Source organism: Staphylospora marina (genome assembly GCF_003856495.1).
Classification (GTDB): domain Bacteria; phylum Bacillota; class Bacilli; order Thermoactinomycetales; family Thermoactinomycetaceae; genus Staphylospora; species Staphylospora marina.
Map to the genome: position 1 here is coordinate 1,854,037 of NZ_CP034118.1, position 13,465 is coordinate 1,867,501.

At 56.4% G+C, this 13,465-nt stretch carries 11 protein-coding genes and 1 riboswitch; of the genes, 3 read left to right on the forward strand and 8 right to left on the reverse strand.

Going from position 1 to position 13,465, the window contains the following annotated elements:
• The first annotated feature begins 322 nt into the window (after window positions 1-322).
• Window positions 323-1,555, forward strand: a complete 1,233-nt coding sequence (locus tag EG886_RS09280; RefSeq protein ID WP_124727876.1) for an MFS transporter — start codon at window positions 323-325, stop codon at window positions 1,553-1,555.
• Between the two features lie 100 nt (window positions 1,556-1,655).
• Here the strand turns inward: EG886_RS09280 and EG886_RS09285 are convergent, their stop codons facing one another.
• The 3 genes from EG886_RS09285 to EG886_RS09295 all read right to left on the reverse strand — a co-directional run bounded on the left by EG886_RS09285 (window position 1,656) and on the right by EG886_RS09295 (window position 4,999).
• Window positions 1,656-2,252: a DedA family protein gene (locus tag EG886_RS09285; RefSeq protein ID WP_164491758.1), complete on the reverse strand. Its 597-nt coding sequence runs from the start codon at window positions 2,250-2,252 to the stop codon at window positions 1,656-1,658.
• A 660-nt stretch (window positions 2,253-2,912) separates the two neighbouring features.
• Entirely contained in the window at window positions 2,913-4,010 is a 1,098-nt protein-coding gene (locus EG886_RS09290) for a M24 family metallopeptidase (protein ID WP_124727878.1), read from the reverse strand.
• 491 nt (window positions 4,011-4,501) lie between these two features.
• Window positions 4,502-4,999: a Crp/Fnr family transcriptional regulator gene (locus EG886_RS09295; protein ID WP_124727879.1), complete on the reverse strand. Its 498-nt coding sequence runs from the start codon at window positions 4,997-4,999 to the stop codon at window positions 4,502-4,504.
• Window positions 5,000-5,119: 120 nt separating this feature from the next.
• On the opposite strand from EG886_RS09295, the gene hmpA reads away from it, so the two are divergent.
• Window positions 5,120-6,349 carry an NO-inducible flavohemoprotein gene (gene hmpA / locus EG886_RS09300; RefSeq protein ID WP_124727880.1) on the forward strand — a complete coding sequence of 410 codons (1,230 nt, stop codon included), beginning with the start codon at window positions 5,120-5,122 and terminating at the stop codon, window positions 6,347-6,349.
• Between the two features lie 455 nt (window positions 6,350-6,804).
• Entirely contained in the window at window positions 6,805-8,307 is a 1,503-nt protein-coding gene (locus EG886_RS09305; RefSeq protein WP_124727881.1) for a glycine betaine uptake BCCT transporter, read from the forward strand.
• 117 nt (window positions 8,308-8,424) lie between these two features.
• On the opposite strand, the gene EG886_RS09310 is transcribed toward EG886_RS09305, so the two are convergent.
• From EG886_RS09310 to EG886_RS09330, 5 genes are all read right to left on the reverse strand, one after another.
• Window positions 8,425-8,946 carry a 1,2-dihydroxy-3-keto-5-methylthiopentene dioxygenase gene (locus tag EG886_RS09310; RefSeq protein WP_124727882.1) on the reverse strand — a complete coding sequence of 174 codons (522 nt, stop codon included), beginning with the start codon at window positions 8,944-8,946 and terminating at the stop codon, window positions 8,425-8,427.
• A gap of 242 nt (window positions 8,947-9,188) precedes the next feature.
• A complete protein-coding gene (locus tag EG886_RS09315; protein ID WP_124727883.1) occupies window positions 9,189-9,857 on the reverse strand; it encodes a methylthioribulose 1-phosphate dehydratase in 669 nt (222 codons plus the stop codon).
• Window positions 9,854-10,519 carry a 2-hydroxy-3-keto-5-methylthiopentenyl-1-phosphate phosphatase gene (locus EG886_RS09320; protein ID WP_124727884.1) on the reverse strand — a complete coding sequence of 222 codons (666 nt, stop codon included), beginning with the start codon at window positions 10,517-10,519 and terminating at the stop codon, window positions 9,854-9,856. The genes EG886_RS09315 and EG886_RS09320 overlap by 4 nt, the downstream gene beginning before the upstream one ends.
• Window positions 10,516-11,757, reverse strand: a complete 1,242-nt coding sequence (locus EG886_RS09325) for a 2,3-diketo-5-methylthiopentyl-1-phosphate enolase (protein WP_124727885.1) — start codon at window positions 11,755-11,757, stop codon at window positions 10,516-10,518. The genes EG886_RS09320 and EG886_RS09325 overlap by 4 nt, the downstream gene beginning before the upstream one ends.
• Before the next feature lie 202 nt (window positions 11,758-11,959).
• Window positions 11,960-12,117, reverse strand: a riboswitch (SAM riboswitch).
• A 70-nt stretch (window positions 12,118-12,187) separates the two neighbouring features.
• On the reverse strand, window positions 12,188-13,369 hold the full coding sequence (locus EG886_RS09330) for a pyridoxal phosphate-dependent aminotransferase (protein WP_124727886.1): 1,182 nt from the start codon (window positions 13,367-13,369) through the stop codon (window positions 12,188-12,190).
• Window positions 13,370-13,465: the final 96 nt, after the last annotated feature.

Here is a 13,465-nt window from a genome sequence, read left to right on the forward strand (position 1 = left end):
GGCGGAAAGTTGAAATCAGTCATCCATCCTGAAATCCCCGTTTTTTTCTCCCAAAAATCCGTGACCCGTCGACGCCGGGAAACGGGATTGACGGCCCTGATTATTCAAATATAAAATATCTCCGAATCATTTGAAAGACGGAAACCGGCAAATCTGCCCCGATCACGCATGTTCGGGGAAATGCGGGACCGTCCCGACACCCGTCTCCGGTTTGCAACATGAAGAAATCAGCCGGGATTCAAGGAGGATCCTCCCATGTGATTCACCCTGTCCGTCTCACATTCATCAAACAACCGAATATCGAACGGAGGGTGTATCAATCATGTTCAGATCCCGGTCATTTTACATGCTCCTGTCCGGTCAATCGTTGGCCAACCTGACGGATGCGCTGTACATCGTCGCGGTCGTGTCCATCCTTTACCGGTCCAACCACTCCGCATTCATCGCCGCGACGGTTCCTTTGGTGAGAGTGGGCGGATTGATCTTGGGAGGGCTGGCCGCTCCGTGGCTGTTCGGGAGATATCGTCTGACGGCGTTGCTTCGCGTGTCCCAGGGGATTCAAACCTTGTTTCTGACCGGTCTGACGGCGATTTCCGTCACGTCCGGTCCCTCCTTGTGGACGGTTCTTTTGTTCGTTGCCGCGTTGGCCGTCGCCGACGGATGGACGGTTCCTTCCAGAAATGCGCTTGTCCCCCGACTGGTTCCCAAACAAAAACTGGTGCGCGCCAACGGCTGGATCTCATCTTCGGACCAGGTGGCCATGCTGGCGGGATGGTCTTTGAGCGGGATCCTCGTCGACCTGTTCGGTGCCGATCGGTTGCTGGCCGTTGCCGCGGGAACGATGGCGCTGTCCGCGGTTTCCATGCATTTCGTGAACGATCCTTCCGAAACGCGGGAAACATCCGCCGGAGCCGCGTTCTCCGGATTGTGGACGGGCTGGAAGCTCCTCGTTTCCCACCCGGTCCTGTTGCGGGCAGGCTCCATCGACGCTTTCCGCTTCCTCGCCGAAGGCGCATGGTCGGGAGCGATTCTGTTGGCGTATGTGAATCAAGTCCTGCAAGCCGAAAATGCCTGGTGGGGCTTCATCAACGCCGCATATATGGCCGGTTGCATTCTGGGCAGCTTGGCCATCTCCCGTTTCGCCGACAGCATCCGGCACAAACTGGCAATTGCCATTCTGGCGGGAGGGTTGGGCATGAGTCTGTGGACCGGCCTGTTCGCCGCCGCCCACCTTCCTGTTTTGGCGCTCCTTTTCAGCCTGCTCACGGGACCGCCCGGCCAACTGCAGACCATCGCCGTCAGGACGCTGTTGCAATCGACCGTCGAAGCGTCAAAAACCCCCTTGCTGATGACGGCCCACGCCACCATGAACGCGGCACTGTTCGCCGTTTCCGTATTGATCATGGGATGGACGGCCGACCGCTTTTCCCCGCAAACGCCCTATTTCCTGGCCGCCTTCCTGTACGTCGCCGGATGTTGCCTCGCTCCCGGCCTGAAAGCAAAAATCGCCGAACGGAAGACATCCTCAGCGGGAAAGTTTGATTTAAGTCCATGAACGACGGAGGACGGATTCGTGCTCGTCGGAACATGACGGCCGAATTCCCGTCCGGACAAGAACAGGCGACCCATCCCCCGATGGGTCGCCTGTGTTTCATTCAACCTTCTTCGCAATGCACTTCCGCGCGACGGGTCCGTCTGCGCAGAATCATCCACGTGCCGATCGCCAAAACCCCCACGGCGACCAGCACCAGGCCGATTCGCTCCAACCCGTCGAGAAATTGATGAATGGTTTCAAGATTGCCGGAATGACCCACCATCAGCAAAAACACATTCCAAGGAAATACGCCGATATAGCTGAACAGCAGAAAACGCCAAGGCTTGATGCCGCTCATTCCGGAGATGTATGAAATATAATTGCCGAAACCGGTGGGCCTGGAAAGGGTGATGCTCCAATCCCCATATTTCCGAAACCAGGCTTGCGCTTTTTCGATTTTTTGGGGATCCACTTTTTTTCTGGACCATTTTCCCAGGCCGGAACCCAGATAATACGGAATCAGGCTGAACAACGTGTATACCAGGCTGTTGACCGCACCGATCAGCACCATTCCCCAGAATCCCACATCTATGAGGTAACCGTACAACAACACGAATGTGGCACCGGGAAACGGCAAGGAAGATGCCTCGATCGCCGTGGCCGCAAACAGCCCCCACACGCCGCATTGCTTGAGGAAGTCCAATGCCGTTTGCAGCAAAATGCCCACTCCCCGCTGTTAGATGAAAACCGACCAATGAGCGTAGACGACTTCGGAACCCATCATTGCATACCTAAATTCTATGTTTGAATAATTTCAACATTAATTTGATATTTTTTGTCTAAAAAATCCAATGGTAACATCTTTCGTTAGTATATCATACTCATCCGTCGAGTACACGGTGAATCCATGGAAAAGCTGCAGGAAATGGTTGACTGCGAGCAGTCCGGATCCGGACCGCAAGATCCGTGGGTCATGCTTTCATCCGATCAAAAGTCAAACAATCCCCTTTTTCCGTCATCCCGATTCCGCTTCCCTCCTTCCATTCAGCCTTGGGCTGCAAACAGTGCACGCTCATGGTTTTACCGCCTTTATTTGCAAGTTTCGACAAAACCGAAGGATTCTGAGTTTCGACAACGCTTATTGTATCAAGGAATAGGACTTGGTGACAGTGAACAACCCATGAATCCTTGTCGGTACCACTTGAAGACCCAATAAATGGCAAAATATAATTCCTTTTTTTAATATTCTATCATGGATTGCAAATCAGCGGGAAGGGGTTCTTCATTCGGCGCGAAGACGCCAAAAAGCCGGCATTCACGGAGTCGGCCCCGGAAACGGCGTTTCCGCTCCCCTCCCCCGTGAACCCCGGCCGTCGGTTCAGACGATCAACAGTTCTTTGGGAAAGCCGGTCAAAACCTCCGGCTCGTTTTCCGTCACGCATACATCGTCTTCGATCCGGACGCCTCCCACTCCCGGAACGTAAATGCCCGGTTCGACGGTAAAGACCATCCCCGGCTTCAGCAAGTCGTCATTCTCCCCGTGAATCGACGGAGGTTCGTGAACATCGATGCCGAGACCGTGCCCCAGCCGATGCGTGAAATATTTGCCGAAGCCGGCTTCGCGAATGATGTCCCGGGCCATGCGATCAAGATCGCCGAGCCGGGTGCCCGGCCGGCACGCTTCAACGGCCTTCGTCTGGGCCTTGAGCACGGTTTCATAAATGAGTCGTTGTTCCCGGTTCGGTTCACCGAATGCCACGGTCCGGGTGATGTCCGAACAATACCCGTCCAGCATCACCCCCAGGTCGAAGAGAACGAGGTCTCCCTTTTTCAATCTGCGCGTTCCCGGAACGCTGTGAGGATGAGCCGTGTTTTCCCCGAACAGGACCATGGTGGAAAAAGCCATGTCCCGCACTCCCCGTTTCTTCATCTCCAGTTCAATCCGGGCCAGCACTTCCAATTCGGACACCCCTTCCGCGAGGGAGTCGATGCCCGTTTGCACGGCGATATCCGCCAGCCGTGCGGCCTCCCGCATCCGGTCCAGTTCCCGTTCATCCTTGATCAACCGGAGACCGGTCAACCATTCGTCCGCCGACACAAGCTCAGCCCCCGGCAACAGACGAAGAAGTTGTTCGGCACGGACCACCGGCAGGGAGACTTTTTCGACGGCCAGATTCGCCGCCTGTTTCAATCCCCGGTGATGCAGACGTTCTCTTACACGGACCCAGGGATTTTCCGCATCGTCACAGGCGACGATGTCTCCGGTCCACCCCGCTTCCCGGGCCCGTTCTTCCTCCAGGAGCGGAAGCACCAGAAACGGTTCCGCCTGCGGAAAGACGAACAGACCGAAAAGCCGTTCATGGGGGTGACACGAAAAGCCTGTCAGGTAGTACACGTTTTGCGGAGAATGAATGAAAGCTGCGTCGATTTGTCGCTCTCTCAGCCAAGCCGCCACTTTTTCCAGTCGTTTGTTCAACGCGGATCACTCCCTGTCTTCAAATAAACTTCCTCCGCATCCCCGTTCCCCCGGGCATGCCTGCGGGTTTTCCCGAAAAACACCGTTCATCCGTTCCACCTGACCGCTTCGCGGTTCCGGCACGAAACGTTTGACCCGCCATACATCAGGGTATATATATGTATTCACCTCTACAAGAACCTTACGGGCCAAAGGGATCGCTTCGAAACAGACATCTCCATCGGAAGGAAGTGATTGCATATGGCAGGAAAGGCCTATCTCTGCGAACGTTGCGGAATCCGGGAAGCCCGGTTTGAAGCCCGGCAAAGCGGCAAAAACGTGCTCCTCTGTTCCGGATGCATGCAAGAGCTGAATCGCCCGATGCATGATTCCGGTCAAGAAATCTTCAACACTTGTGAATGTTCGGGCCCGTCCGGCTCCTCACATGCCCCCGTCGGAACCGACCGGTGATTCAATTGCGATTCCGGTCCCCCTCCCGGGGGTTTTTGGTTTCAGGATTTCCTTCTGTTGAGATACCGGTTGACCGTTTCCCGGCTCATCCCCAAGAACTGGCCGATCTCTTCCTGGGTCAACAGTTCGTCCGGACGCTCGATCAAGCAGTAGGATCGAAGCCACCGGGTGAAATGAGACAGGCGTTCGGCCTTGGGAACGGTGGTCATGGACACGCGCTTTTGCACTTTTCGAATCGTGAACTCCAGCATCAAAGCGGCTTCCCGGTACATGCCCGGATATTCATCCAATGCCCGGTACCAGTCTTTTGCCGGGATTCGTTCCACTTCACATTCCGTCAAAGCCACCGCCGTTCCCGGATAAGGGCCGGGCGTGATGAGGGTGGCATGCGGAACCACTTCTCCGGGAACCAGGATGTTGAACAGAAACACATCACCGTTTTCCCGGGTTTTCACCACTTTCAAGAGGCCCCTGTTGATCCGGAACAGATCCCCGCTCTCCCCTTCGCGAAACAGAACGTCCCCCCGATACAGGATCATGATTTCACCTCTTTTTCACATCCGATGTGACGGCAATCACAGCGTGTGTCCAATGACCGGTCCTAGAATGAAAACAGAAGAAAGAATGCAAAAAGCATTCAAAAAAAGGAGAGGACCCCTATGAGTTCTGCAATCACTCTCAAGCCCGAAACCGTGGAGATCATTCGTCGAACGGCCCCGGTTCTCAGGGAGCACGGCCAAACCATCACCACCGTCTTCTATCGGAACATGTTTGGCGAACACCCCGAGTTGCTCAATATCTTCAATATATCTCACCAGAAAGAAGGGAGACAACCGCGCGCGCTGGCCGATACGCTGATTGCCGCCGCCGAACACATCGACCGGCTGGAAGCGCTGACTCCGGCCGTCCTTCGGATTGCCCACAAACATTGCAGCGTTCTGGTCCCGCCGGAAGGCTATCCGATCGTCGGCAAACACCTGCTCCGCGCCATCAAGGAGGTCCTGGGAGAAGCTGCCACTCCGGAGATCCTGAACGCATGGGCGGAAGCGTATCAGGTTCTGGCAGACATCTTCATCAAAGTGGAAGAAGACATCTATCACCAAAAAGAAACGGTCCCCGGCGGCTGGAGAGGTTGGCGACCGTTCACCGTCATCCGCAAGGTGAAAGAAAGCGAAAACATCACCTCCTTCTGGCTCAAACCCACCGACGGAGGTTCCGTTCCCGCATACCGTCCGGGACAGTACATCAGTGTGAAAGCGGACATTCCCGGCGAATCGATCACCCATATCCGTCAGTACAGTTTGTCCGACGCACCGGGCAAATCCCATTTCCGGATTTCGGTGAAACGGGAAGACGCACGCGGTGATCTGCCCGCTGGAATCGTGTCCAACTGGCTGCATTCGCAGATCGGTGAAGGCGATGTTCTGCTGCTCTCCCCGCCAGTCGGTGATTTCTTCCTGGACGAAGAAAAAGAAACTCCCGTTGTCCTGATCAGCGGCGGCGTCGGTCTCACTCCCCTGGTGAGCATGTTGAACACGCTGGTGGAATCGGGATCCAAACGGCCGATCACGTACATCCACGCCGCGGTGAACGGCAAAGTGCATGCCATGAAGGATCATCTGAGAGAGGTCGCGGAAAAACACGATCACATCCGGTACTTTGTCTGCTACGAGAAACCGACCGAAGAAGACCGGCAAACCGGCGCTTTTGACAAAGAGGGATTCATCGATCGCACGTGGCTGGAGCAAATCATCAAAGACAAGGACGCCGATTTCTACTTCTGCGGTCCGGTGCCGTTCATGAAAGCGATCAAAACGGCCCTGACGGAAATGGGCATTCCCGCCGACCGGATTCACTACGAATTCTTCGGATCCGCCTTGCAGATCTGAGACACACATACTCAATGGAAGAAACGGATTCAACCGATTCACGTGCCAACACCAAACACATCCGCTTCCGGACGACAAAAGATCTTTCACCGAACGGACATTTGTGCAAGCGCAAACACATCAACCGATTTCGTTGGTTGTGCAGCAATGCCGCCTGATCCCCGGACTTCGCCGATCCGGACAAGTCCGCAAAAAACGCCTGACAACACTCGGACAACTGCTTCGAACCCCGAGACTCGAAAAACCCCCGGAGAATACTCCGGGGGTTTGTTATCGCTTCCGGATTCATTTCCTTGCCGGTTCAATCGGTTGATTTTTTCAAATACGTAAAAATGCAGCACCACCGAAGGAAATCCATGCCGCCTCCCCCGGCATATGGTTGGACAATGGATCAATTTCATGCCTATAATGGATTCATGGGAATTTGACCAATAAACCAACAGGAAGGAAGTGCCATGAAGAAATTTACCAGTGTCTTTGTTGTTTCAGTCATCGTCTCCGTCATCTTCATTTTGTGGGGAGTCGTGGCTCCCGGCCAAATGGCTGAAATCACCTCCACGATTCAATCTCTGATCCAGCAAAAATTCGGCTGGTTCTATCTTTTCTCCGCCACGGGTTTCCTCTTGTTTGCGTTGTGGCTGATCTTCAGTCCCCTTGGAAAGCTGAAACTTGGCAAGGATTCAGACCGGCCGGAGTATGGGACGCTGAGCTGGTTTGCCATGCTGTTCAGTGCGGGCATGGGCATCGGGTTGGTGTTCTGGGGAGTGGCCGAACCCCTGTCCCATTTCCATTCACCTCCCGTCGGTGACGGACAAACGACCGAAGCCGCCCGAATGGCCATGCGTTACTCGTTCTTCCATTGGGGGCTGCATCCTTGGGGCATTTACAGTGTGCTTGCACTCGGGTTGGCGTACTTTAAATTCCGCAAGGATGCACCCGGACTGATCAGCGCCGTCTTTTCCCCGTTGCTCAAAGAGAAAGTGAACGGTCCCGTCGGAAAGCTCATCGATATCCTGGCCGTCTTCGCCACGGTGTTCGGAGTGGCCACATCCCTCGGTTTCGGAGCCGTTCAGATCAGCGGCGGGCTCTCATCCCTGACGCCGCTTGAAAACAATTTCCCGACCCAACTGGTCATCATCATCGTCGTGACCGCCCTCTTCAGTCTTTCGGCAGTCAGCGGGATCGGCAAAGGCATCAAATATCTCAGCAACCTGAACATCATCCTGGCCGTTCTCTTGCTGGCGTTCCTGCTGTTCGTCGGTCCCACCGAGTTTTTCATGAGCGTGTTTTCCAGCACCTTGGGGAGCTATCTGCAAAACCTTGCCGGGATGAGCTTGTACATGGCACCGTTTGCCGATCAAGCACACGAATGGGTCAACAGTTGGACCGTTTTCTATTGGGCTTGGTGGATCTCCTGGGCTCCCTTTGTCGGAACGTTCATCGCCCGGATCTCCAAAGGGCGCACCATCCGGGAGTTCGTCATCGGTGTCCTGCTCGTTCCCACCCTGTTCGGATCCTTGTGGTTCGCCGTATTCGGGGGTTCCGGCCTGTATCTGGAACTGTATGAGGGCATTCCCCTTCACCAAATCATGAGTGACAAAGGGATCGAAGTTCTCCTGTTCTCGGTGTTGGAGGAATTCCCGTTGGCAACGTTGATGACCGGATTGGCCATCATTCTCATTTCCACCTTTTTCATTACCTCCGCGGATTCCGCGGCATTCGTCCTCGGAATGCAGACCACTCACGGAAGCCTGAACCCCCCGAACAGCATCAAGCTGATCTGGGGCGTCATCATTGCCGCTTCCGCCGCGGTGCTTCTCTATTCGGGAGGCTTGCAGGCCCTTCAAACCGCTTCGATCATCGCCGCATTCCCGTTCACCTTTGTGCTGATCGGCGTGATTGTCTCCCTGGTTCGTTCGTTCCGCGGGGAACGGGACGGCTTGATGCGGACCGGATGAATCCGAGCGGTCATGAAATTTTGCCCCACATCAAGTTTCCATCCTCTTGTACCATGACCAAAAGGGGCAGGAGATGTTTCTCCTGCCCCTTGTTTTCCGCGGCTGCGAACGACAAGGTCATTGTTGTTCGTAAATGGGCACCCAACCTTCGGTCGTCTTGAAGATGCGAACGGCGACGACACGGCGATCTTCCATCAACGTAAAGTAATGACGGTAGTTTTCCGGGACGGAAATCAGGTCGCCGGGCTCCAGCTCGACGTCAAACCACCGTCCGTCTTTTCCTTTGATGGCGAAGATTCCGTGCCCGCTGACGATGAAGCGCACTTCGTCATCGGTGTGGTGATGCTCCCTCTTGAAGTTGTCGAGCAGTTGTTCCAGGTTGGGCGTCTCCGGCGATAGGGAAACGACGTCTTCCGTCAAATAGCCCCGCCGGCGGGACAAATCGTCAATCTCTTCACGGAAAGTGGCGATGATGCGCTCCTTTTCCTCATCCGTCAGATTGTATTTTTCCCGCAGATCTTCCGGCAGTTTCGAGATGTCCCACTTCTCGTAAATCACGCCCTGGCTCTCCAGCCAAGCCACCACTTCATCCCGTTTGGACAAACGCTCATCGGTGTCATGAAAACGAAGTTCTGCCATTGTTGCACTCCTCCCCGTGAATTCCTGATGAAATCCGAAGCGGTCATTCATCGGATCACCCGGTGGCCGGTTCTTTCCGCCGGCAAAATTCCCCGGAAATCCGGCAACTTTCCCGAAATTGGGAACCCTCCGTCTATTCGGTCATCCCGTTTTTCTCCGAATCGTTGAGAAATCAGCACCTCCCGCGGCAGGGTCCATTCTCCGGCGCTTCTGCTCACCGACAGTCGTCGCTTCCACGGCCTTCATGCCGTTCCGACCCGATTGCCCCGCACGGAAGCCCGGTTCCCCGCGATGCCCAGCAAGTGCAGCTTCACCCGCCAGGAACACAGAAACTCCAGCGCCTCCAGGTGTTTTTTGGCCTCGAACGCGGTCCTGCCCCAGACGGTGACTCCGTGATTGCGGATGAGGACGGCGCGCGTGTCACGGCGAATCGCTTCTCCCACCGCCCGGCCCAGCCGGTCGAGATCGGCGTGGTTTTCCACGATGGGCACCGAGAGTTCCCCTTCCTCCTCCCAGATGCCGAATGCCTTGATCAGCTCCTGTCCGTGAAAGACCACCTTTCCTTGCGCGGCATACAATTCCGTGATCACATTGTTGTCCACGGTGTGAATGTGAAGACAACAGCGGGCATCGGTCAACCGGTAGATCCAGACATGCACCGGCGTTTCGGCCGAGGGGCGCAAATGCGTCTCCCCCACCGGCACACCCTCTTCATTCACGAGCACGAAATCCTCGTCGGTCCGCTTCCGTTTGTCCTTGCCGCTGGCCGATACCAGAAACGTGAGCGGATCATCCGTCACGCGGATCGACAGATTGCCGCTCGTCCCGGGAAACCAGTCCCGGGCAGCCATCTCCTCCTTGACCGCCGCCAGTTCCTCCCATCGCTCAGCCAGAAGTTCATCGACGCTCATGCCTGCCGCACCCCTTTCCGCTTCAACGATCGGATGATGTCATGAAAGCTTTCGAACGGAGTGTAAGCAATGCCGTATTCCCGGCATTTTTTCGCCAGAAAGTCGGTGGCGTACACTTCTTCCGCCAATTTGGCCGCCTGCAGGTCGGTGATCGAATCGCCGATCACGATGCGATGGAAGGTTTGCGGGTCATACCCGCGCAAAATGGCGGGTTTGCACAATCCGCAATCGTTCCGGCAGTGACCGTCACAGGCATGCGGCCAGAGAATGCGGATCGTCTCTCCCGAAAAATCACTGCCGTTGCAGAAAATCCGATCCCGCTCCACAATACCCTCCAGCACCGGATGGACGAAGAAATCGATGCCCCCGCTGACGATGAAAAACGGAATCTCCTCCTCGCGGACGAAAGACAGAAACTCCCGGAATCCGTCGCGGATTTTCGCGTTTTCAAGCACGAACGAAACAATGTCATCTTTCAGTGAAACCGGGAGCAGGGAAAACATCCGGCCGACACCCTCGCGGACGGAAACGCGGCGGGCCAGCACGTCGTCCTTGATCGCTTCCCACCCCGGCGGTGCGAACCGTTTCATGATGGCGATGATGTTGTCGCTTTCCGTCACGGTGCCGTCAAAATCGCAGAAAATCACGGGCTGTCGGCTCATCCGCGTTTGCCTCCTCCCCACTTTCGGAGTGCCTCGGCCAGTTCCGGATGACCGGCCGCCGCCTCTTCCAGGGAAATTCCCCGTCGCACGGCATCCACCGCCTGACGGAACGCACGTCCTCCCGCTTCCGCCCCTTCCGGGTGTCCGTGCACGCCACCGCCGGCATTGATGACCGAATCGATGCCGAAATCATCGATCAACCGCGGGACCAAACCGGGATGAATGCCCGCGGACGGAACCGGAAACGATTCGCGGATTCCATCCAGCGAACCGGTCAGCCCACGGCTGATTCCCAGGGCTTCTTCCCGCTCCAGAGCCACGCTGCCGTAAGGAGACGGGAACAACACCCAGTCGGCTCCGGCGATCCTGAGCAATTTGCCCAGAAGAAGGGACGCTTTCACCCCGTAAAGCGGCGAGCTGACAAATGCACCGGAAAAAGCGGGATGAGCCATGATCGGCACCGGAATTTCCGGATCTTCCGCCAACTCCTGCAAAACGTCCAAACCGTAGGCGAACACGTTGAACAGCAGAGCGTGAGCCCCCAGCTCCGCGGCCCGTCTGGCCCTGTCCCTGAGCTCCCGCGTGCGGCCCGTCAGATTGACGGCATACCAGGTACGGTGTCCGGTCTCCGCCTCCGTTTCCGCCAATACCTTCAACGCGATGCGAATCCGTTCTTCAAACGGCGTGAGCGGGTTGTCAAACAAAATTTCATCATCCTTGACGAGATCCACCCCGCCCAGGGCTTGCCGGCGAAGCTGGTCCGCAAAATCCTCGGAATCCCGACCGAGCACGGCTTTGAAAATGCTCATCACCAGCGGCCGGTCGTGAACTCCCAGTTTCTCGCGAATGCCGCGAATCCCGAAGCCGGGTCCGGGAAACGCCTTCAACAGATCGGGAGAAAACTCCAGATCCACCAGCTTGATTTCGCCGTCCAACGACAACTTGCCGAAAACCGTCGTGAGAATCGCCGGCAAATCGTGGGAAAAATTGACCGCCGGATAAGCAATGCGAATCAGACCGCGGGTTCTTCGATGGCCGAACCAGCCGTTTACCCGTTCGTCATCGGACAGTTCGCGAACTTCCACGACCCGCCCCTTGTGTTTCTCCAGCTGTTTTTGTTTCAGTTCCGGCAAGTCCGTCCATGAACCCACCGTCAGACCGAGCGCGATGCCTTCCGCCTTGGCGCTCAGGTCACTCTTTCTGTCATGCACCAAATAAGTGGCGATCAATTCACCCATGCCCTCAGCCTCCTTGAAGCCGAATTCGTCCGTAAGCGGCGATCCCGTCCCGGCCGCCCCCCGCAAGTCCCGGCCGCCGCCTGATCCCGGGCTCGCGGCGGAAGCACGGAACGGTCCTCCGCCGCGTCCCTCACCGATTCAAACGCATCAAAAAAGCCTCTTCCACGGAAGGAAGAGGCCGAGTCTGCCCGTTGGTCTCTCCCTCCCATCTCTCAGCTCAACGCTGCAAGATTTAGCACCGTACCATGCGCGGTTTTTCACCGCGGCCCCCGCTCCCGCGGGAACCCCATCTCACGATGGTATGACGGCCGGTTGCTGGGCTTCATTGGGCTTGGTCCCTCCGCCTGCTCTTGATGAGAGTGAATAAAAAAATGCCTGGACGAAATATTCATTTTTCACCTGTGATTATGACATTTGCGTCATCCGGTTGTCAACGAATTTTTTCAAACAGCCCCAAACGCGTCATCCGCTGTGCCGCTTCCGCCAGTCTGGATTCATCCGTCAGAAGGCCCACCCGCACAAATCCCTCGCCGGCGTTTCCGAATCCGATGCCCGGAGCCACCGCCACACGGGCCTTTTCCAGCAACAGATCGGCAAACGACTCGGACGAGTGCCCTTCCGGAACCGGCAGCCAGCAGAAAAAGGAGCCCGCGGGCGGTTTTACGTCCCATCCGGATGCGCGCAGAGTTCCGATGAAAGCGTTCCGTCTGCGCTCATACAGATTCACCAGGTCCCGGACACAATCCTGCGGTCCCAGCAGCGCTTCCGCCGCGGCGGCCTGAACGGCCCCGAACAGGCTGACGTAGTAGTGGTCCTGAATGAGGTTGATGACTTCGATCACGCTCGGGTTGCCCACGGCAAACCCCACTCGCCAACCTGCCATGTTGAAGGTCTTGCTCAGCGTGTAAATTTCGATGCCGGTTTCCTTGGCTCCCGGAATCTCCAGAAAACTGACCGGTTTTTTTCCGTCGAATCCGATCGCCCCGTACGCGAAATCGTGCACCACCAGGATGCCGTGTTCGGAAGCCCATTCCACCGTGTCACGGAAAAAGTCCCGGGATGCCACGGCGCCCGTCGGATTGTTCGGATAGTTGAGAAACATGAGCTTGGCGCTTTTCCGCACCGTCTCCGGAATCGACCGGTAATCCGGAAGGAATTCGTTCTCCTCCCTGAGCGGCATCATTTCCATGCGCCCGCCGGCCATGGCGATGCCCGACCAGTAATCCGGGTACCCCGGATCCGGCACCAGAGCGGTGTCTCCCGGATTGAGAAAACACTGTGCAATTTCCACCAGGCCTGTCTTGCCTCCGAACAGCACGGCCACTTCCCGTTCAGGATCCAGGGTCACCCCGTATTCCCTGCGGTAAAACTCGCAAACCGCGTTCTTCAGAAAAGCATGACCGCGAAACGGGCTGTACCGGTGGAATTCCGGATTGTCCGCCGCCCGTTTGAGCGCCTCCACGATGTGCGGCGGTGTGGGTTGGTCCGGATTCCCCTGTCCGAGATTGATCACGTCATGGCCGGCGCGAACGGCGGCCGTCACCTTGCCCACCAGTCGGGCGAAAAATTGCTCGGGGAGACGCTTGAGTGCGTCAGCCGTTTGAAACTGCATGGCCTTCACTTCCCATTCAAGCTGAAATGCAAAAGCTGTTGACAATCCCTGCCAAACGGTCTCCCGAACCGTTTTCCGGAGTTCAATGCGTTTGCG

Bases quoted from the DNA above. Each gene is read 5' to 3' on its own strand.
- EG886_RS09280 (WP_124727876.1), top strand. From the start codon at position 323: ATGTTCAGATCCCGGTCATTTTACATGCTCCTGTCCGGTCAATCGTTG.
- EG886_RS09295 (WP_124727879.1), bottom strand. From the start codon at position 4,999: ATGATCCTGTATCGGGGGGACGTTCTGTTTCGCGAAGGGGAGAGCGGG.
- hmpA (WP_124727880.1), top strand. From the start codon at position 5,120: ATGAGTTCTGCAATCACTCTCAAGCCCGAAACCGTGGAGATCATTCGT.
- EG886_RS09305 (WP_124727881.1), top strand. From the start codon at position 6,805: ATGAAGAAATTTACCAGTGTCTTTGTTGTTTCAGTCATCGTCTCCGTC.
- EG886_RS09310 (WP_124727882.1), bottom strand. From the start codon at position 8,946: ATGGCAGAACTTCGTTTTCATGACACCGATGAGCGTTTGTCCAAACGG.
- EG886_RS09315 (WP_124727883.1), bottom strand. From the start codon at position 9,857: ATGAGCGTCGATGAACTTCTGGCTGAGCGATGGGAGGAACTGGCGGCG.
- EG886_RS09320 (WP_124727884.1), bottom strand. From the start codon at position 10,519: ATGAGCCGACAGCCCGTGATTTTCTGCGATTTTGACGGCACCGTGACG.
- EG886_RS09325 (WP_124727885.1), bottom strand. From the start codon at position 11,757: ATGGGTGAATTGATCGCCACTTATTTGGTGCATGACAGAAAGAGTGAC.
- EG886_RS09330 (WP_124727886.1), bottom strand. From the start codon at position 13,369: ATGCAGTTTCAAACGGCTGACGCACTCAAGCGTCTCCCCGAGCAATTT.